This is a genomic window from Pareuzebyella sediminis (assembly GCF_008367235.1).
GTDB lineage: Bacteria > Bacteroidota > Bacteroidia > Flavobacteriales > Flavobacteriaceae > Pareuzebyella > Pareuzebyella sediminis.
On the sequence record NZ_VTZS01000002.1, the window covers coordinates 326,358 to 348,616 of the forward strand.

Consider the following 22,259-nt stretch of genomic DNA (forward strand, 5'->3'; position numbering starts at 1 on the left):
CGAGTACCATGTTCAAAAACTATCTAAAAATCGCTTGGAGAAGTCTAAAAAAGCAGCCTTTTTTTACCTTTTTAAATACTTTTGGTCTTGCCATGGGCATGGCGGGGGGGCTTCTTATATCTCTATATATCTATGATGAGCTAAGTTTTGATACCATGTTTCCCGATGCCGAACGTATTCATAGGGTCAATGTTGACATAAAATTCGGGGGTGATGCGCATGAGTATGCCGTAGCCCCGGCTCCTATGGGCGAAGCGTTGAAGAACGACTTTTCAGAGGTCGAAATGGTAACTCGTTTTAGAACACAGGGTAGTGCTTTGGTTCGAAAAACGGATGCGGAAACGAATACAAAGGAAGAACGGACCACTTTTGTCGATGCCAACTTCTTCGAAATGTTTGGAATTCAGATGCTTGAAGGTGACCCTCAAACTGCATTGAAGGAGCCGAATACGTTGATATTGACTAAAAGCGCTGCAAAAAAGCATTTTGGGAAAGGAAGTGCGGTTGGAAAGCGTGTTTTATTAGACAATGAAAATACTTTCACCGTAACAGGGGTTATCGACGATTTTCCAAAAAACTCTTTTCTAAGGGAGTACACTTTATTGAAGTCTATGGAAACGTATGACGATGCCAAAGTGGTGAATTGGGGCAGCAACAACTATCATACCTTCATCAAATTAATTCCCAGTGCAAATGTAGAGGACCTTCAAGAGCCCCTTCAGGGCTTTTTAGGGAAATATGTAGTGCCCGGCGTGCAAAAATTTATGCCCGGTATTACCGAAGAGCAGTTCAAGGCCGCGGGGAATCACCTGATTTACAGTACCATTCCCTTGACGGATATTCACCTTCATTCACATCGAGTGGCTGAAATGAATAGCAATAATGATGTTCAGAGCATCTATATCCTTATGTTCATCGCCATCTTTCTTATTGTGTTGGCCAGTGTAAATTTTATGAACCTGTCCACCGCCCATTCCTTAAAGCGGGCTAAAGAAGTCGGGGTTCGAAAAACATTGGGTTCGAATAAAACAGATTTGGTACGGCAATTTCTCGTAGAATCAGGCCTTATATCTTTTTTGTCCATGGCATTAGCCTTACTATTGGCCATTTTGGCACTCCCACTTTTCAATACACTGGCCGATAAAGATATTTCGATTCCGTTTACAGATGCGTTTTTTTGGTTGATCCTTTTAGGGTCCGTAATCGTGTTAGGTCTTTTCTCAGGGAGCTACCCGGCCTTTTTCATGTCTCGATTTGTGCCGGTCAAGGTGTTGAAGGGAAGTGGAGATAATGGAATAGGAGGTGCTAAAATCAGGAATGCACTTGTTGTCTTTCAATTTGCCATTTCCATTTTTTTGATTGTGAGCACCTTGGTCGTATACCAACAGCTTAAATATATTCAAGGGAAGGAGTTGGGCTACTCGAAAGATCAGGTCTTGATTATCAATGATGTGTACACGGCAGGAAATAAAGTTGGTTCCCTCAAAGAGCAGATAAAGCAATTAGCCTTTGTGAAAAATGCTACGGTAAGTAGTTATTTGCCGACCCCGTCGAGCCGCAGCAATTCTACCTTTAATCCGGAAGGCGAACTTGCAAACCCCGATTACTCAGTGTCAATGCAGGAATGGGAGGTAGATTATGACTACGCCAAGACGATGGATTTTGAATTTGTCGCGGGGCGTGATTTTGATAGAAATTTTGGAAATGATTCTTCGGCGATAATTGTTAATCAAACGGCAGTGAAGACAATGGGGTTCAGTCCTGAAGAGGCTTTGGGCAAGCGGTACGCTTACAAGGATAACCCTGAAAGCCCAACCTTTTATGAAATAATCGGGGTAGTCAAGGATTTTCATTTTGACTCCCTAAAAGAAGAAATCGACGCCCTCAGCATTCATTTGGGAGACAATAACTACGCTATGGCCATCAAACTAAAGGCGGGTGATTTTACGAATGCCATTTCCAGTATCGAAGCCATTTGGGATAACGTGGTGCCCGGCCAGCCCTTCGATTATTATTTTATGGAAGACTCTTTTAATGACACGTACCAAAGTGAGCAGCGGTTGGGGAATATATTCATCATTTTCACTGTATTGTCCCTCTTGATCGCCTGTCTTGGACTTTTTGGATTAGCAGCTTTCAATGCTCAAAAGAGAATCAAGGAAATCGGGGTGCGCAAGGTCTTGGGCGCCAGTGTGAGCCAAATTTCTGTCAGGCTTACCCTTGACTTCTTAAAGCTTGTGGGGGTCGCTATTCTGATATCCCTTCCCTTGGGCTGGTACGCTATGGATTTATGGTTAAAAGATTTTTCATATCGTATCGATGTGCCCTTGTGGGTGCTCGGCATGGCGGCCTTTGTAGGCATTGCTGTTGCGGTGGTTACGGTTAGCTATCAAAGTATCAAGGCCGCTATAGTAAATCCAGTGAAAAGCTTACGCACGGAATAAAACATCATCAATGAAAAATCGAATCCTATGTTCAAAAACTATCTAAAAATCGCGTGGCGAAACCTAATCAAGAACAAAGTATACTCTTGGATCAATATTGGAGGTCTGGCCATTGGCATCGTCGCCTGTTTGTTGATTCTACAATACGTCGTTTTCGAGTTCAGCTATGAAGATTTTCATGTCAAAAAAGAACGCATTTATCGTGTGCAACAAAATCGATACGACAATGGCAAGCTTGCCACACAATGGGCGGCTGGGGCTTACGCTGTTGGTAATTCGTTCAAAGAGGCCATTCCAGAAATCGAAGAGTATGTCAAAGTGGTAGAGACGGGTGATATTATTGTTGAGGTAAATAACCGTCCGCTCAAAATTAAGGAGGTATATTTCGCGACAAATTCTTTCTTTGATGTTTTTTCCTATCCGCTGATTTACGGCGATAGCAAATCTGTGTTGAATGAGCCCAATACCGCAGCAATTTCCGAGACGACAGCAGTAAAAATTTTTGGGACCAATGATGTTGTTGGAAAAAACTTGCCGATCAGTGGTAATCGTACGTATAAAATTACCGGAGTTTTTAAGGATATGCCGATAAATACCCAACTCAGACCCGATTTTTTGGCATCGTACGCCACATATGTCGGTATGAACACAAACGAAGATGGTTCGAGCCCTGAAGATGCCTGGGCCTGGGATGGTTGTCTGACCTACTTGCTGCTACAAAGAGGGGCGGATCCAACTCAGGTGGAAGCGAAATTCGCTCCAATCGTCGAAGAAGGGGTCGGTGAGTTGCTAAAACGTTTCAACGCTTCCGTCGAATATCGATTACAGCCGCTAACCAATATACATCTCGACGCGAACTATATGATGGAACCTGCTCCAAACAGTGATGGTAAGACCATTTACCTTTTGCTGGGCATCGCATTTTTTGTCATTATAATCGCTTGGGTCAACTATATCAATTTGGCGACCGCACGGGCTATTGGGCGCGCCAAGGAAGTTGGAATTCGAAAGACCATAGGGTCAAAAAGAACACAATTGATCATTCAGTTCTTTTTTGAATCGGTCTTGTTTAATGGGCTGGCCTTGCTGTTGGCCTTGCTATTAATGTTGATTGCTTTACCCTTTTTTACCAAAATATCCGGTCAGCCCGTATCCTATGATTTATTTATTGATGCCAAATTTTGGTTTGGTTTGACTGCCCTGTTCGTTTCCGGTGTAGTCTTATCCGGTTTATACCCTGCAATTGTTATATCAAGGTTCAGACCTGTAGAAGTCCTAAAAGGTCAGATGGGGACTACTTCCCAAGGTGCGTTATTGAGAAAAGGCCTGGTAGTATTTCAGTTCGCCGCATCGTTATTTTTATTGATAGGCTCCTTGGTCGTCTATCAGCAGATACAGTTTATGAGAGATCAATCGTTGGGTATAGATATTGATCGGACATTGGTAATCAAACCCCCGATTGCAACCGATTCTACCTTTACAAGCCAAAAATTGGCCCTTAAGGAATCACTTTTAAAGTACCCCGCGGTAAAAAAAGTAGCAGTCTCCTCGATTGTTCCCGGTGAAGGGCCGGGCGATAACGCGGGGGGAATAAGACTGCTTACCCAAGACGATTCTGAACAAAAACAATATCGGTTTATTTATGTGGACTATGATTTTCTCAACCTTTATGATGCAGAACTAATCGCAGGTCGTGGGTTTTCGGAGGATTTCGGTGCCGAACGGGTAAACGTAGTTTTCAATCGAAAAGGAATAGAACAATTGGGGTTTGACGATCCGGAAGAGGCGATCGGAAAGCAGATTGACTTTTGGGGCGAACAGTGCACCATAGTGGGCGTAATAGAGAATTTTCACCAACAATCGCTCCGTGAGGCGTATGATCCGCTCATACTTAGGTTGAACCCTGACGTATACGGTTACTTTTCTGTAAAAATGGGAGCAGGTCAGATTACGCAGACTATTGCTCAGGCACAAACGGAATGGAACACGTTTTTTCCAGGGAATACTTTTGAATATTTCTTTCTAGACGAAAAGTTCAATGACCAATATAAGGCAGACCATAGATTTGGCCAAGTTTTCGGTGTATTTACGCTACTTGCCATATTCGTAGCATGTTTGGGACTGTTCGGACTCGCTTCGTTTACGGCCTTACAACGAAAAAGAGAAATCGGAATACGAAAAGTATTGGGTGCCTCTATCCCCGGAATTCTTGGACTTTTATATAATGAATTTGCCCTATTGTTGGTGATTGCATTTGGCATAGCGATCCCAATTGCTGCGTTCACTACCAGCCGTTGGCTGCAAGGCTACGCCTTTAGAATAGATATGCACTGGTCCTACTTCGTCCTACCATTTTTGGCCATTGTATTAATAGCCTTGGTCACCGTAAGTTTTCAAACCATTAAGGCAGCTATGGCCAACCCGGTAAAAAGCTTGCGCACGGAATAAAGAATCATCTGTCATAAACGAGAACCATGTTTAAGAACTATATAAAAATCGCGTGGCGAAGTCTTAAAAAGCAGCCCTTTTTTACTTTTTTGAATACGCTGGGCCTCGCCATCGGAATGGCCGGAGGTTTACTGATATCACTGTACATCTATGATGAACTGAGCTTCGACAAGATGTTTCCCGATGCGGACCGAATTTATCGCATTAATGCCGACATCAGGTTTGGCGGCTCCGATATGAAATCTGCTGAAGTATCGGCCCCTATGGCCCAAGCCATACAAAATGATTTTTCCCAAATAGAGACTACGACCAGAATACGAAACCGTGGAAGCCTACTTCTCCGAAAAAGTGGTGCCGAGTCGAATACAAGGGAGTCTAACGTGGCGTTTGTCGATTCTACCTTCCTTAAAATGTTCGGTATCGATCTATTGGTGGGGGACGCCAAAAGTGCGTTGACCGAGCCCAATACCCTAGTGCTTACAAAGACCGCTGCAGAAAAACATTTCGGGTTGCAAGAGGCCTTGGGCCAAAAAATGTTGTTGAACAATTCTGAAACCTACACCGTTACCGGCGTTATAGATGATCTGCCGGCAAATTCATTATTACGCGATCATAGCGTCTTTATGGCCATGGCAGGTTTCGAAGATGCACAGCAAATGTTATGGACCAGCCACAATTATTTTACGTTTATCAAACTCATTCCCGGGGCTGATATCGCCGACTTTCAAGAGCCGCTTCAATCGATGCTCGATACATATATCTTTCCATATGTACAGGGTTTTTTCCCTGGAATTACTAAAGAGGGTTTCATCGCCTCCGGCAATTATTTGAATTACAGTACCATCCCGCTTACAGACATCCATCTATATTCTTCGAGGGACAGTGAGCTCAGCGCCAATAGCAGTATTCAGAATGTGTACATTCTCTTTTTTATCGGTCTCTTTCTCATTGTATTGGCAAGTGTAAACTTTATGAACCTGTCAACGGCGCATTCGCTAAAACGGGCCAAAGAGGTGGGTATTAGAAAAACCTTGGGCTCCAATAAATCGGAACTGATCCGTCAATTCTTGACCGAATCCGGGTTGATTGCATTCATCTCCTTGTTACTGTCAATTATCATTACGATGGTAGCCCTTCCTTTTTTCAATGAGCTTTCAGGCAAGTCGGTTTCCATTCCTTTTGCACATCCGATTTTCTGGATTATTTTACTCATGGCTACATTACTTCTGGGCATCTTCGCGGGTAGTTATCCTGCGTTTTTTATGTCGCGTTTCGTAGCGGCCAAAGTGCTTCAGGGAAGTGGTCAAAACAGTATTGGGGGTGGACGAATTCGTAATTCCCTGGTCGTTTTTCAGTTTGCAATTTCGGTCTTTTTGATTGTGGCAACCTTGGTTGTCTTTCAACAATTGCAATACATTCAGGGCAAAGATCTCGGGTATGCCAAAGATCAGATTTTGATTGTTGAGGACGTCAGTGTAGTGGGTGAACAGCTACAATCCTTCAAAAAGGAAGTGCAAAAACTGGCGCAGGTGAGCAATGCCACCTTAAGCGGCTATTTGCCGATACCTTCCTTTCGTAATAATAATTCCTTTTTTAAGGAGAGGGCCACCGAACAGGAAAATGCATTGCAAATGCAAGAATGGCGCGTAGATCATGATTACCTTTCAACTCTGGATATTGCGCTTGTCGCGGGTCGGGACTTTGACAGAAAATTTGCGACCGACTCTACGGCCATGATACTTAACGAGTCGGCAGTAGACCTCATGGGCGTTACCCCCGATGAGGCCCTGGGAATGCGGATTTCAGGGGATCTGGGGGAGGAAAGCCCTATATTCTATACGGTAATAGGGGTGGTGAAAAATTTCCATTTTGAATCGTTGAGGGAGAACATCGGGCCGTTGAATCTTTCTTTGGGAGGTTTTCCCGGAGCTATGGCGGTAAAGATAAAGGCCGGAGACTTTACCGATACCTTACGGCAGATCGAAAGCATTTGGAACCAAATGGCTCCTGGGCAACTCTTCAACTATAGGTTTATGGAAGATGCCTTCAACGCGACCTATGAGGCAGAACAAAAACTAGGGCATATTTTTGTTGTATTTACCATCCTCTCTATTCTTATAGCCTGTCTCGGGCTTTTCGGTCTAGCGGCGTTCAATGCACAGAAAAGAACCAAAGAGATCGGTATTCGAAAGGTACTCGGGGCGAGCGTAGGTCAAATAACCTTCCGGTTGACTACCGATTTCTTAAAAATGGTCGCTGTCGCTATACTCATTTCCTTGCCTTTGGGGTGGTATGCCATGAACAAATGGTTGGAAGACTTTACATACCGTATCGACATACCGTGGTGGATATTGGCTTTGGCGGCATTTTTATCGGTTGCCATAGCCGTTGTTACGGTCAGTTTTCAGAGTATCAAAGCGGCCATAGTGAACCCGGTAAAGAGTTTACGCACGGAATAACATAACCTATCAAAAACAAAAAAATCATGTTAAAAGCACATCTAAAGATAGCTTGGCGAAGTATTAAAAGGGATAGGCTCTTTACCTTAATAAAGATTGGTGGTTTCGCTGTTGGAATTGCCGCCTGCCTGCTGATTGCCTTGTTCATTAAGAATGAACTAAGCTATGATGCGCACTATCAGAATAAGGATAGAATATATAGGGTAGTCATGCAAGGTCAAATGAACGGGGAGACCTTAAAAAGTGTTCACTTTCAACGTCTATTTGCTGAAACGCTCGAATCCACCTATCCTGAAATTGAAAAAGCGGGTAAAATCAATACCAGTGAACTCTTTGGTGCCGGAAGAAGATCGTTACGGGTAAAAGGAGCCTCTCAGAGTAACTTTGAGGAGGGCTTTATTTTCGCAGACCAACAGGCTTTTGAAATATTGGAGTTCGATTTAAAAGAGGGCAATTTGCATCAAGTGTTGGCCAACCCCGGCAGTATTGTAATGACGGAGGAGAAAGCCTCCAAATATTTTCCCAATGGGAATGCCCTTGGTAGTACCATTTTTTTAGATAACGATACAGGTAAGCCCTATACGGTAACGGGCGTTATCAAAGAAAACCCTTTAGAGAAATCCCATCTCGATTTCGATTTTCTATTAGTAATCGAGGATAAAAATACGAGCTGGACGACTACCAATTATTTTACCTATCTGTTGGTGGACCAAAATACAAGTATTGCATCCCTAGAAAATAAAATGAGTGCCATATTGGAAGATTACTTCATTCCTGCCCAAATGGAACGAGGGGCAGGGCAGGATTTCGTAGAGGTCTTGAAAACGTTGGAATATAGATTACAACCCATAACGGACATTCACCTAAAGTCGGACATCAAAATGGGAGACAGGTTAAAGCATGGTGACATTCGTTTTGTTTGGTTGTTCGCGGCCATTGCCGGTTTTGTGCTTCTTTTGGCAGTGATTAATTTCATAAATCTTTCCACGGCGAAGTCTGCAAACAGGGCAAAAGAGGTGGGCTTGAGAAAAACCGTCGGGGCCTTTAAAGGTAATTTGGTCAGTCAGTTTTTAACGGAATCGGTTATATTTAGCCTTATTTCTTTTGTAATCGGGGTATTGTTGGCATGGACGTTATTGCCAACATTCAATTCGATCGCTGTGAAGAACATGGTGATGCCATGGGCGGCATGGTGGTTCTTGCCTTTAATAGTATTTGTTGCCCTAATCGTCGGGGTATTGGCAGGGCTGTACCCTGCACTCTATCTGTCGGCATTCAAACCAGTTAACGTTCTTAAGGGAAATTTGAGCATAGGAAGTAAAAGTGGCAGATTACGCAGTGGTTTGGTCGTTTTTCAATTTACCACCTCGGTCGTTTTGATTATAGGTACGCTGATTATTTACCAACAAATGAACTTCATTCTGGATAAGAAGCTGGGATTTGATAAGGAGCAGGTGCTAATGGTAGAAGGAACAAATTTATTGAACGACAACATTCAGACCTTTAAGGATAGACTGTTGGCATTGTCGGAAGTTAAAAGTGTATCGGTAAGCGATTATCTTCCAGTGGACGGTACTAAGCGCAATGGAAATTCTTTTCAAAAAGCGGATGGTGGGGACCAGGAACGCCGTGTGCCCAGCCAGAAATGGCGGGTGGATTTTGATTATATAAACACGCTAGGAATCCATGTAAAAAAGGGTAGGGGGTTTTCTAAGGAATTTGCCAGTGATTCCTCTGCAATAGTGATCAACACAGCCATGGCAAGGGAGCTGGGATTTGATAACCCTATCGGAAAACATATCGATAATGGTCAAGATTGGACCATTATTGGGGTGATGGAAGATTTTCATTTTAAAAACCTTAAGGAAGAAATTACACCCCTTAGTTTGGTCATTGGTAATAGCCCGAGCATTGTATCCATAAAATTAAATGCAGGTGCTACAACCCCGGCATTGCAAGATATTGAAGAGGTGTGGCAAGAATATGTGCCGAACCAAGCTTTTGAATATACCTTCCTTGATCAAGAATTTGCCCAAATGCACGATGATGTGCAACGCATGGGAAAAATATTCAACAGTTTTGCTTTGTTTGCCATACTTGTCGCTTGCTTGGGTTTATTCGCTCTTTCAGCCTTTTTGGTAGAACAACGCAAAAAGGAAATCAGTATTCGTTTGGTTCTAGGCGCTCCGTTTAAAAGCATTTATCAATTATTGACCATGGAATTTATGAAGTTGATTGTTGTTTCTATCTGTATCGCCATACCTATTGGTTGGTATCTAATGAACCGTTGGTTAGAGGATTTTGCCTATAGAATTACGATAGGGTGGGGAATTTTTATCTCAGCCGCCATGATTGCACTTGCTATCGCCATGCTCACTATAAGCTATCAATCTATCGCAGCAGCTTTTATGAAACCTTTAAAAAGCTTACGAACGGAATAGCTCATAAAATAAAAAACGGGAACCATGTTCAAGAACTATTGGAAAACTGCATTTAGAAATATTACCAAACACAAGTTCTTTTCGTTGATCAAGATTACAAGTTTGGCAATTGGACTCAGTGCTTCTTTTGTAATTGGACTGATGGCCTATTATGACCTTAGTTTTGATAAATTCCACCCAAATAGAGACCGAATCCACAGAATTACTACCGAGTTTACTACTCCAGATGGAAAATTTTATAATTCTGGGGTAACGGTGGCATTGGGAACTGACTTAAAAGAAGGATTGCCGGGACTAGAGACAGTAGCACCGCTATTTTTGACGTATCCGTTGTATGTCAAGAACCTTGAAAATGAAAAGGTATTCAAGAAACCAAAATATGTGGTTTACGCGGATGAAGGCTATTTTAATCTTTTTAAGTATCGATGGCTTGCTGGGTCTAATGAAAACGTATTGCAAAACCCCAATGAATTGGTGTTGACGGAGAAAAGGGCCAAGATGTATTTTCCAGACAAGGATTTAAGTGAAATTGTAGGAAGTACTTTGATTTATCAAGATACGATACCGACCAAAATTACAGGAATTGTTGCCAATTGGGAAAACCGTACCGATTTGGTCTTTGAGGAATTTATCTCTTTGAAAACGGCGGACAACTCGGATATGACAAATCTTTTGAAATATTCCGGATGGAACAGTACAAGTTCCGCTTCCCAATTGTTTGTGGGTATTGCCGAAAATGCCAGTTCTAAAACCATTCAATCCGAATTGGATAAGATTGCTGAAAAACAGGCTGATGCGGAAATGAAATCATATGGGCAGACCAGAAAGTTTTATATGCAACCCATCGCTGATCTGCATTTTGACCCTAACTATAACACCTTTGATTTCAATTCGAGTAGGGCCAGTAAATCAGTGCTGCTAAGCTTGGGCTGTATTGGTTTGTTCCTATTGCTGTTGGGGTGTGTTAATTTTATCAACCTAAATACCGCACAGGCCACACAACGTGCCAAAGAGATAGGAATTCGAAAAACGTTGGGCAGTTCTAAAAAGCAGTTGGTATATCAATTTTTGGGAGAAACTTTTTTATTGACACTTGCAGCAGCATTGTTATCACTGTTTCTAGCTTTTGGTTTGATAAGGGCCTTCTCCGATTTTCTTCCTGCTGGTCTAGATTTTGAACTCTTTTCGGACCCATTTTTAATTCTATTTATGATACTGACACTGGTCGTGGTAACCTTCCTGTCCGGGTTTTATCCTGGAATGGTACTTTCCAATTTCCGCCCCATATCTGTTCTAAAAAATCAAGGGCAGGCCAAAGGCAATAAATCTTTATTGCGAAAGTATTTGACGGTTTTTCAGTTCGTCATTGCCCAAGTTTTTATCATCGGTACAGTATTGGTCGGCAAACAACTTAACTTTTTGATGACAAAGGATATGGGCATAAAAACGGAGGCTGTCGCGAATATACAGACCCCGTGGCATTATGAATCTATGGAGAAACGTATGCTATTTATGAATGAAATCAAGGCACAGCCCTTGGTCACAGGTGTAAGTCTAAGCAGTCATCCACCTGCTTCTTTCAGTTCCAACTCCTCGCATGTCACCTATTATGCTGATGACAAGGAAATCAACACGGAATTATTGTTTCTCTATGGTGATAGAAACTATTTGAATTTATATGATATAGCGCTTCTGGCAGGCAGGCAGCAGTTAAATGACACCATACGGGAGTTTGTCATCAACGAGGCCTATGTAAAGCGATTGGGTTTTAAAAATCCGCAAGATGCCCTTGGTAAAATGCTGAAGATCAATGACGAATCTTACCCAATTGTTGGTGTTATGGAAAATTTTAACCAAAGGTCGTTGAAATCGGATATAGAACCAATGGCATTTGCCGGTGATTGGTATCGCGAACGTTTTACAAGATTCAATACCGTCCATTTTTCCCTTAATACCGGCCAATCGCCAAATTGGTCGGAAACCCTTGCACAGATTGAAAAATCTTGGAACAATATTTATCCCGAGGCGGATTTTAAAGTCCAGTTTATGGATGATATGGTTCAGAGGTTCTATGAGCAGGAACGCAGAACGTCCACTTTATTGCAATGGGCCACTAGTCTGGCTATTCTGATCAGTTGTTTGGGGCTTTTGGGACTAGTGGTCTATACCACGGAAAGGCGTACAAAAGAAATTGGTATAAGAAAAGTACTGGGTGCTTCTTTAACACAACTAAATGTTTTGTTGTGTAAGGAATTCTTGATCTTGGTGGGAATTGCATTTTTGATTGCCGCCCCAATTGCATGGTATGGATTACATAATTGGCTACAGGATTTTGCCTATAAAACCAAAATGAGCTGGTGGGTATTTGCCTTGAGCGGTATGATCATGGGCATCATTTCTCTAATCATAATGAGCATTCGAACTATCGCAAAGGCAAATACAAACCCCGTAAAAAGTTTGCGAACGGAATAAAAACTTGTGCTGAGAGAAGTCGAGGCATGAAAAAACGAACAATCATGTTTAAGAACCATTTAAAAGTTGCGATTCGATATCTAAAGAATCATAGGTCGTTCGCCGTCACAAATATCCTTGGGCTTACCTTGGGCTTTTTCTGTTTTTTCCTTTTGAATTCCTATGTATTGAAAGAGCGTTCTTTTGATTTAGGTCAAGAGGGTGTTTATCGACTCCTTCAGAACACGACCGATGAAAACGGAACGGAGCGGGAAATGGCAGTCAGCCCTCCAAGAGTAGGTATTGAGTCCGAAATTGCTTTTGATGAAGTGGAAACACAGACACAGGTTATGACCATGGGGCGTATCACATTCGGAAACGACCCTGCCAATTCCCACCACGAACACCTTGCAATTTTAGATGATAATTTCTTGGAAGTATTTGACTTTGATCTAGTCGAGGGGAGTGTAGAAGACCTTAAAAACCATCTCAACGGAATTATATTGACAAAGACCATAAAAGAGCGGTATTTTGGAAACGAAACTGCGCTCAACAAAACATTGAAAGCGGGCGGAAGGGATTTTAATGTTGTTGGGGTTTTGGAAGATTTTCCAGAGAATTCCCATTTTGAGAACATTATTTTTATCACCGAACAAATGGCCTCGGATGTTTATAATTGGTACAGCGACTATATGGACTCGAATTGGGACAGTAGCCAACTTATCACCTATTTTAAATTGATGCCCAATACAGATGTAGCTGCATTGGGGGATAAAATAACTGCTTTGGCAAGTCGGAACAATGCTAATAATCCCAACTACAACAGTGTTTTTTCAGTTCAACCCGTACAGGACATCCATTTATATAATGGCGATGTGGAACATGAGATCAACAAGAACAAGGGCAACGAATTATATGTAAGGTTGTTTTTTTGGGTCGCCATCCTCATTTTAGTGGTGGCCTGTTTCAATTATGCCGGCTTGCTGAACATTGCTTTTATGGATCGGGCAAGGGAAATTGGAATGCGGCAAATAGTTGGTGCCGGAAAAAAACAACTTTTAGCTCAATTTTTAACGGAAAGCTTTTTATTGGTGGCCGTTTCCATGGTATTGGCGTATCTATTGTTATGGGCCTCACAACCATCGATAAAAAGTTGGTTCGATACAACGATCAGCCTATCCGGAATACCCATTACGGGCATTCTTTTAACGATCATCTATGGTCTGGTGCTGAGTCTACTTTCGGTACTCTACCCATTTTGGTTGATCATTAGAACGGGCACTTCGTCATCATTGAAACAAACCGTTTCCACAAAAGAATCGAAACTGCCTTTTAGAAGGGCCGTGTTGGTCTTTCAATTTGTTGCCGTAATCTCTTTTTTGACCGCCTCCTTTGTGTTCAACAAACAAATGAATTTTCTTGAAAATAGAGAAATGGGTTTTACTATGGACGGATTGGTCACCGTGGACATAAACAGTAGGATTTTAAGAAATCAGTTTGAAGCTATAAAAACGGAATTTTTAAGAATTCCCGAAGTGAAATCGGTGAGCGTGGCCTCGCGGGTACCCGGGGAATGGAAAAATTTGGAAGAAATTAAGGCGATGCAAATGGGACAGCCCAATACCAATGCCAAAGACCTATTGTTCATTGGTGCCGACAAAGACTTCTTAAGCACCTTTCAAATCAATGTATTGTCAGGAAAAAACTTCTCCGGCATACCTTCCGACAGCACCAAAGTGTTGATAAACAATGCGGTGGTCCAAACCTTGGGAATTGAAAATCCGGTTGGTAAGTACATACAAGTACTTGATGAGAATGGAAATATGAATGTGCAGATAGCCGGAGTCGTAGAGGATTTTCAGATGGAAGATTTCAGAACGTCCATCAAACCTTTGATTATCGGAAATTGGAACAATCCCATTCAGAGCATTGACTACTATGCATTGCAGATCAGCACATCGGATTGGTCAAAAACTTTGGGCGATTTAAGTGATGTGAACGATTCGTTCGATGAGGCCACGCCCATAGAAGTAAATATTCTTTCGGATAAGTTTGCCCGTTTTTTTGAGCAAGACAGGCTACGTTTTAGGCTCCTCAATTTCTTTGCGGGCATTGTTGTTTTCTTGGCCTGTATGGGATTGTTTGCCATGAGTGCCTTTGTCGCCAAGAGTAGGACCAAGGAAATCGGAATCCGAAAGGTATTGGGGTCAAGCGTGTTACAGCTGACTCGTCTGCTATCCCATGATTTTGTAAGGTTAATGCTCATAGGGTTGTTGATCGCAGCACCTATAATCTGGTATTTGTTGCATGGATGGCTTTCAGGTTTTGCTTTTCACATAGAATTAAAATGGTGGATGATCGGTATTGCAGGGTTGGCTTGCTTGGCCCTCACCTTGTTAACAGTTGGCTTTCAATCAATAAAGGCGGCCATGGCCAACCCCGCAAAAAGTTTACGCACGGAATAAGCTTAGTAGTCTTTTTTTTTGATAAGAAGTATTGGGTTGAAGGAGTTTTGGTAAAAGGAATATCAGGTTTTACTTGTAAATATATTGTACATCAATCGTCAAAATATTTTACACAATAGGATTCTTTTACGCCTTAATATTCTGATTATCATTTGTTTGACCGTATGGCATGAATTTGGTTTTAGAATATGAAGAGCCCATTCAACATCGATAAAAATTAAAACAAACTTCATGTTCAAGAACTATATCAAAATCGCGTGGCGGAACATCCTTAGAAATAAAGGAATATTCTCCATTAACATTACAGGGCTGGCCTTGGGCATTGCCTCTTGTTTGATGATCATGCTTTTTGTGGTTGACGAATTGAGTTACGATCGGTACAATGAAAAAGCGGACGAAATCGTACGGGTCGTTTTCAAGGCGAAAATTGAAGGTGAAGATGTACGCGAGGCCGTCGTTATGCCCCCTGTGGCCGAAACCCTAAAGCGCCAATTTCCTGAAGTGGAACAGGCCACACGCCTACGCCGAATGGGTGAACCGAATATCATCGTCGATAATACCACCTTTCAGAACAGCAAGTACGCCTGGGTAGACCCGAACTTTTTCGAGGTGTTTACCCTACCGATCATAGAAGGGGAAAGGGCCGACCCCCTAAGGGAGCCTTTTACCATGGTTTTGACCAAAAAGGAGGCCGAGCGCTATTTTGGAAGTATCGAAGGGGCGATCGGAAAACAGCTGAGACTGAACGAAGAACGGCAGCCTTATGAGGTTACCGCCGTAATCGATGAGGTGCCGCAAAACTCCCACTTTCACTTCAAGGGTTTTGTTTCGATGGAGGGCCATGAACTGGCGCATTCGGGCACGTGGATGAATTCCGATTTTAATACGTATTTGGTCTTGCGCAAAGGATATGATCATAAGCAGTTGGAAGCGAAACTGCCCGAAGTATTAAAACAGAACATGGGCCCGCAGTTACAAGAAGAACTTGGGGTAAGCTATGCCGAATTCAACCAAGAAAACTCCTTAGGACTTTATTTGCAACCCTTAACGGACATCCATCTAAATCCTGAATTTTCAAAGGCCTCTACCATAGAGGAAGGCGGAGACATAAAGTACGTTTATATTTTCAGTGCGGTCGCCCTGTTTATGCTGTTGATTGCCTGCATAAACTTCATGAACCTCTCCACGGCGGCAGCGTCAAAAAGGGCAAAGGAGGTCGGCATTAGAAAAGTATTGGGGTCGAACAAGCAGCAATTGATCAAGCAATTCTTGGCGGAATCGGCCATTGCGACCGTGATTGCCATGTTGATCGCTACGGTGTTATTGTCTGTTTCGCTTCCTTTTTTCAACAGTCTTTCCGGGAAGGAACTAGCCTTGGGGCAACTGTTAAAACCTTCCGTACTGGGGGCGCTTTTTGTCGCCACGGTTTTTATCAGCCTTTTGGCGGGGGGGTATCCTGCGTTTTTTCTTTCGTCCTTTAAACCGATATCCGCCCTGAAAAGTAAATTCTTGGGATTCGGGAAAAGCAAGGGAATACGAAGCGGACTGGTCGTTTTTCAATTTGTGATCTCGGCCGGACTGATTTTGGCGGTTCTGGTAGTAAACCAACAAATGGATTATATACAGCACAAGAATTTGGGCTACGATAAAGATCAGATTCTCGTGCTAAGGGATTCCTATCTTTTGTGTAACGATAACGAGGTCCTAAAAAACGAGTTGTTAAAAGACCCGAAAGTGGCGGGGGTTGCACAATCCTCTTTTGTTCCGGCAGGCCCTTCCGACAATGCAGTCTACGGCATCTACAAGGATGGGAAGTTCAAGCGAAGGAGCGCACTCTACAATGTAGACGAAAATTACCTCCCGGTTATGGGCATGCAACTGGTGGAAGGGCGTAATTTTTCCGATGCTTTCGGTTCGGAAGAGGGCAAGACCATTATCAATCAAAGTGCGGCCAAGGCTTTCGGGTTGGGAGAAAACCCTGTTGGAAAGACCTTTGAAAGGGCTAGCGATCCAGAAAACCAAAAGCTTACCGTAATCGGCGTGGTCAAAGATTTTCATCACGAATCGCTCCATCGGGCCATAGAACCCTTGATTATGGTGTACGGTTCGTCCGGCGGACTTATCGTAAGGGCAAAAACCGGAGCTATGGCCGGACTGATAGCCGATGCCAGAAATTTATGGAACGGTTTCCATACCGATGAAATTTTCAATTATACCTTGTTGAACGAATCGTACCGTCAGACCTATGTTTCGGAACAGAAAATGGGCACGGTGCTGAACGTATTTGCGCTGCTGACCATATTGGTAGCTTGCCTGGGTCTGTTTGGGCTGGTGACCTTTACGGCCGAACAGCGTTTCAAGGAAATCGGTATTCGAAAAGTGTTGGGTTCCAGTGTTCCTCAGATCATGGGTATGCTCTCCAAAGATTTTTTAAAATTGGTCGGATTATCATTTTTGGTGGCCTTTCCCTTGGGCTATTATCTGATGGACAAATGGCTGCAAGGCTTTGCCTATCGGATAGAGATACAAGGGTGGCTGTTGGCCTTAGCTGCACTGGTTACGCTATGTATTGCCTTTTTAACCATCGGCTGGAAAAGTTATCGGGCCGCGACCATGAATCCTGTGAAAGCCCTAAGAGACGAATAGCACACCAATGAAATACCATGTTTAAAAACTATCTGAAAATTGCTTGGCGGAATTTTAAAAAAGGGAAATTGTATTCCTTTATCAATTTGACGGGTTTGACCATTGGGATGACTTCCTTTATTCTAATCGCTCTCTTTGTTCAGTATGAACTCAGTTATGATAGGCAACACGAAAATGTGGATGATATATATAGGGTTATTAGCCAACAACCGGGCAATGAATACAAAGGCACTGATTTATTTTCCGGCACGCCCTTGCCTTTAGGTACGGCCATGGTCCGTGATTTTCCAGAGGTAGAGGCCAAAACAACTATTGACTTGCGTTCGAACCTATTGAGCAAAGGCGAAGAGGTATTTAGCGAGAAAGGCATTTTCGCCGATAATGGTTTTTTTGAGGTGTTTACTATAAAACAGATTTCAGGAGAAGGAAAATCCGCTCTGGAAGAGCCCTTGAACGTCCTACTTACAGAAAGCTTGGCCAAAAAGTTTTTTGGAGATGAATCTCCTTTGGACCGGAACATAACTTTTGAACGTAAAACCGAATTTACGATTAAAGGCGTTATTGCCGACCCTCCCAAAAATCAACATTTTAGCTACTCCTATATTGCTTCAATCAGTGAGGCTCCTTATTATTCGCATAATAAGAATGCATGGGGAAATAATGTGGCGGTCACTTACGTGAAACTGGCCAGTGGAACCGATTCCAAAGAATTGGAAGATAAGCTATTGGTGTATCAAAAAAATTCTGAAGAAGAGTATGCGAAGTATGGACTTGAACCTCCTATTTATAAGCTTCAACCTTTAAAAGATATTCATCTCTACTCTAAAGTTAATTTTGAACTGGAGCCCAATGGAGATATGAAATATGTGTATCTCTACAGCTTGATCGCTTTTGTCATCTTGCTTTTGGCGTCGATAAATTATATGAATTTGACCACGGTACGGTCGGCACAAAGATCCAAGGAAATTGGTATGACCAAGGTTTTGGGAGCCAGTAGAAGACAGCTTTTGTTTCAGTTTTTAGGCGAATCGTTTCTTTTTACCATCATTAGTTTTTTACTCGCCTTGTTTTTGGCCGCTCTGCTTTTGCCTGAATTTGGGCAGTTGCTAAACAAGAACATTCCGTTGGACCTAGTAGGTAATAGGTGGCTACTTCTCGGTATGTTTAGTATGGCCATTGTAGTAGCGAGCCTATCGGGGCTGTACCCCTCGGTTTTCCTCTCCGGTGTTTCACCGGCCAAAGCTTTTAAGGGACATTTTTTGAAAAATACAGGAGGAAATGCCTGGCTCAGAAATGGTTTGGTAGTTGCCCAGTTTACCGCGGCAATCGTTTTGGCCATAGGCAGTTTGATTATCTACCAACAACTTCAATTTACGCAAGACAAAAACCTAGGCTATGATAAAGACCATATGGTGCACGTACCCTATTCGACTCCTGAAATTGCGGAAAATGAAAATGTCATAAGAAATGAACTGCTTAAAAATCCCATGATAAATAAGGTTTCCATAAGTACTCAAATACCATTGGAATTTGATAATCAAGGACCTATTTCTAATTGGGAGGGTAATACCACCAAGCAGCAGCTTGGAGTTTATAGAACCTTTGTTGACTATAATTTCATAGATGTTTTAGGTATGGAAATCGTTGAGGGAAGGGCGTTTTCCGAAGATTTTGCAATAGATGAAAAGGAGGGTTATATCATTAATGAGGCAGCGGCCCGATCGTTAGGTTGGAAAACATCGGTAGGAAAAGCATTTGATGAGGGCAAAGTGATAGGCGTCGTAAAAGATTTCCATATCCAAAAGTTTAATCTCGCGATAGAACCCCTTTATATGAGAATTAGGCCTGAATGGGCCAAAAATTATGGGGAAGTAATAATGAGCATCAGTACCGATAATTATGAGGAAACAAAAAAGTACATCACTTCTGTAATGAACGAGGCAGCACCCTTGGTGCCTTTTGATGTTAAATTTTTAGATGATACCTATGCCCAACTCTATAACAGCGAAATAAGATTGGGCAATACATTTAACATTTTCACGATACTGGCACTTTTTATTGCGAGTATGGGTATGTTCGGTTTGGTATCCCATAATGTGGTACAACGTACCAAAGAGATAGGTATTAGAAAGGTATTGGGTTCTTCAACCGTTGCCATAGTCTCACTTGTTACCAAAGATTTTTTGATATTGGTTGTTGTTGCACTACTTGCGGCTTGCCCAATAGCCTATTTTTTTATGAACGATTGGCTGTTACAGTTTACCTATAGAATCGATATGGGGTGGACAGCATTTGTAGTGGCCGGTGTACTGGCAATACTAGTAGCATTAGTAACTATAAGTGTCCAAGCGATAAAAGCGGCGAACACCAACCCGGTAAAAAGTTTGCGCACAGAGTGAAACATTTAGTAAAAATACGAGTCCTTACTGTAAAGGGCCTCTTATTTTCAAAGAAGCATTAATCAAATCGAACAATCATGATAAAGAACTATTTGAAGATCGCGTGGCGAAACTTGAAGAAGAACAAGGGCTACTCTGCTATCAATATTGGGGGGCTGGCCTTAGGGATGGCCGTTACCTTGATTATCGGGCTGTGGATGGAAGACGAGTTGACCCATAACGATTATTTCGAGAATCGAAACGAAATCGCCCAAATATACCAATCGCAGACGTTCAACGGCCAAACGGGTACCGGCCCGGCCATACCGCGACCTTTGGAAATGGCACTCCGGGAAAGCTATGCGGATAATTTCAAGCATCTGGTCATGTCGTCGTGGAACGTGTCGAGGTATTTGAAGTATAAAGAGAAAAGCCTCTCCAAGACAGGGAACTTTATGCAGCGCGAAGCTCCGGAATTGTTTGACTTAAAAATTCTAAAAGGGGAAAAAGATGGGCTACGTGAGCTGAATTCGGTAATGCTTTCCAAATCCGTGGCCGATGCCCTTTTCGGGGAAGAGGAACCTATTGGGAAAACCGTGGAAGTGAACAATCAGTATGATGTGGTCGTTAGTGCCGTCTATGAGGATATTCCTTTCAATAATTCGTTCAACGACCTAGAGTATCTAATGCCATGGGACAAGTTATTGGCCACCCAAGAGTGGATGAAAAATGCGGAGGACCAATGGGGAAACAACTCGTTTCAGATGTTCGTCCAAATTGCCGACAACACCACTATGGAACAGGTGACCGATCGCATTCTAAACGTCAAAAAAGACCTGAACGAGGATACGGCCGAATTTGACCCGCAAATATTTCTTTTTCCTATGAAAGAATGGTACCTGCGGGGCAATTTCGAAAATGGAAAGCAGGTCGGGGGCCGAATCAAATATGTGTGGCTGTTCGGTATTATCGGGGCGTTCGTGCTTATACTGGCCTGTATCAATTTCATGAATTTGAGCACGGCACGATCTGAAAAACGGGCGAAGGAGGTCGGCATACGAAAATCTATAGGGTCGCAACGAAAACAATTGATCAATCAGTTTTTGAGCGAATCTTTTTTGGTGACCCTTTTCGCTTTTATCCTTGCGCTACTTATTGTGTTAATGGCTCTGAACGGCTTTAACGACTTGGCGAAAAAGGAAATCACATTTCCTTGGGGCGAACCTGTTTTTTGGATATGGTCGCTCGTTTTTATTCTATTGACAGCGGTATTGGCAGGTAGTTATCCCGCTCTGTATTTGTCGTCTTTCCGGCCCGTTGACGTATTGAAAGGTACATTTAAGGGAGGTAAATATTCCGGCTTGCCCCGTAAAATATTGGTGGTGTTGCAATTTACCGTTTCCGTAGCTTTCATCATCGGCACTTTCATCGTCATGCAGCAGATCAACCATGCCAAGAACCGGCCCGTGGGTTATGATAAGGAAGGTTTGGTACAAATACCGACCTTTAGCCAAGACTTTGCAGGGAAATATGACTTGATGCGCAGTGAGTTTTTGAACTCCAATGCGGTCGTTGAAATGTCGGCATCAAGTAGCCCGACCACCCAAATCTGGTCGAATCGAAGTGGCTTCGATTGGGACGGGAAGCCCGAGGGGTTCCAAGAAGATCTCGCATGGACGGAAGTCACGCCGGAATATGCCAAATCATTGAACCTAAAGATTATCGAGGGCAGGGATTTTTCACGGGAATTCGCCACGGATTCCAATGCCGTGCTGATCAATGAAACTGCCAAAAAATATTTAGGTATCACCGATCCCGTGGGTAAATTTTTAAGGGACGATGATGAAGAGGATCCTGGCCCGCCACTTAAAATTATTGGCGTGGTTCAAGATATGATTACGCAATCCCCCTACCAACCGGTAAAACAAGGGGTGTATGTGTACGACAAATACGGCAATTCGAGTTTCTATAATCTACGATTGAACCCTAAGCAAAGTGCAAGCCAGAATATAGCTATTATTGAACGGGTATTTAAAGAGCATTTTCCCGATCTTCCGTTTCAATATGACTTCGTTGACGAGGAATATGGAGACAAATTTGCCGCCGAAGAACGCATAGGTACCCTATCGGGAATTTTCACCGCACTTGCCATTTTGATCAGTTGTCTTGGGCTGTTTGGCCTTACCTCTTTTGTGGCAGAGCAACGTACCAAGGAAATCGGTGTTCGAAAAGTACTTGGGGCTACTGTATTCAATGTGTGGAACATGTTGTCGAAAGACTTCTTAAAACTGGTGATTATCTCCTGTTTTATAGCGATTCCGATTTCCTATTATGTGATGAACGGTTGGTTGCAAGACTACCCCTATCATGTCATTCTCGAATGGTGGATTTTTGCCTTGGCCGCTATAGGCGCCTTGGCCATAACAATGCTAACGGTGAGTTTTCAGGCCATCAAGGCAGCCAATGCCAACCCGGTAAAAAGCTTGAGAACGGAATAACCCCCTAGCATTTCACTTTGAGGGGTATC

Annotated in this window: 9 protein-coding genes; all 9 read left to right on the plus strand. The window is 42.8% G+C overall.

The annotated features are described in order from the left end of the window. Nucleotides 1-8 precede the first annotated feature (8 nt). Entirely contained in the window at nucleotides 9-2,444 is a 2,436-nt protein-coding gene (locus tag F2B13_RS08135) for an ABC transporter permease (protein WP_149274582.1), read from the plus strand. 27 nt (nucleotides 2,445-2,471) lie between these two features. Continuing rightward, nucleotides 2,472-4,892, plus strand: a complete 2,421-nt coding sequence (locus tag F2B13_RS08140; protein WP_149303965.1) for an ABC transporter permease — start codon at nucleotides 2,472-2,474, stop codon at nucleotides 4,890-4,892. Nucleotides 4,893-4,918: 26 nt separating this feature from the next. Beyond that, entirely contained in the window at nucleotides 4,919-7,351 is a 2,433-nt protein-coding gene (locus tag F2B13_RS08145; protein ID WP_149303966.1) for an ABC transporter permease, read from the plus strand. A 26-nt stretch (nucleotides 7,352-7,377) separates the two neighbouring features. Further along, on the plus strand, nucleotides 7,378-9,792 hold the full coding sequence (locus F2B13_RS08150; protein WP_149274585.1) for an ABC transporter permease: 2,415 nt from the start codon (nucleotides 7,378-7,380) through the stop codon (nucleotides 9,790-9,792). A 24-nt stretch (nucleotides 9,793-9,816) separates the two neighbouring features. Next, nucleotides 9,817-12,264 (plus strand): ABC transporter permease, encoded by a 2,448-nt coding sequence (locus F2B13_RS08155; protein WP_149303967.1) that lies wholly within the window; start codon nucleotides 9,817-9,819, stop codon nucleotides 12,262-12,264. A gap of 26 nt (nucleotides 12,265-12,290) precedes the next feature. After that, nucleotides 12,291-14,708 (plus strand): ABC transporter permease, encoded by a 2,418-nt coding sequence (locus F2B13_RS08160; RefSeq protein WP_149274587.1) that lies wholly within the window; start codon nucleotides 12,291-12,293, stop codon nucleotides 14,706-14,708. Between the two features lie 231 nt (nucleotides 14,709-14,939). Beyond that, complete coding sequence (locus tag F2B13_RS08165; RefSeq protein WP_149274588.1) at nucleotides 14,940-17,354, plus strand: ABC transporter permease; 2,415 nt, start codon at nucleotides 14,940-14,942, stop codon at nucleotides 17,352-17,354. Between the two features lie 17 nt (nucleotides 17,355-17,371). Beyond that, complete coding sequence (locus tag F2B13_RS08170) at nucleotides 17,372-19,753, plus strand: ABC transporter permease (RefSeq protein WP_149303968.1); 2,382 nt, start codon at nucleotides 17,372-17,374, stop codon at nucleotides 19,751-19,753. Between the two features lie 77 nt (nucleotides 19,754-19,830). Beyond that, on the plus strand, nucleotides 19,831-22,230 hold the full coding sequence (locus tag F2B13_RS08175) for an ABC transporter permease (protein WP_149303969.1): 2,400 nt from the start codon (nucleotides 19,831-19,833) through the stop codon (nucleotides 22,228-22,230). The last annotated feature ends 29 nt before the right edge of the window (nucleotides 22,231-22,259 follow it).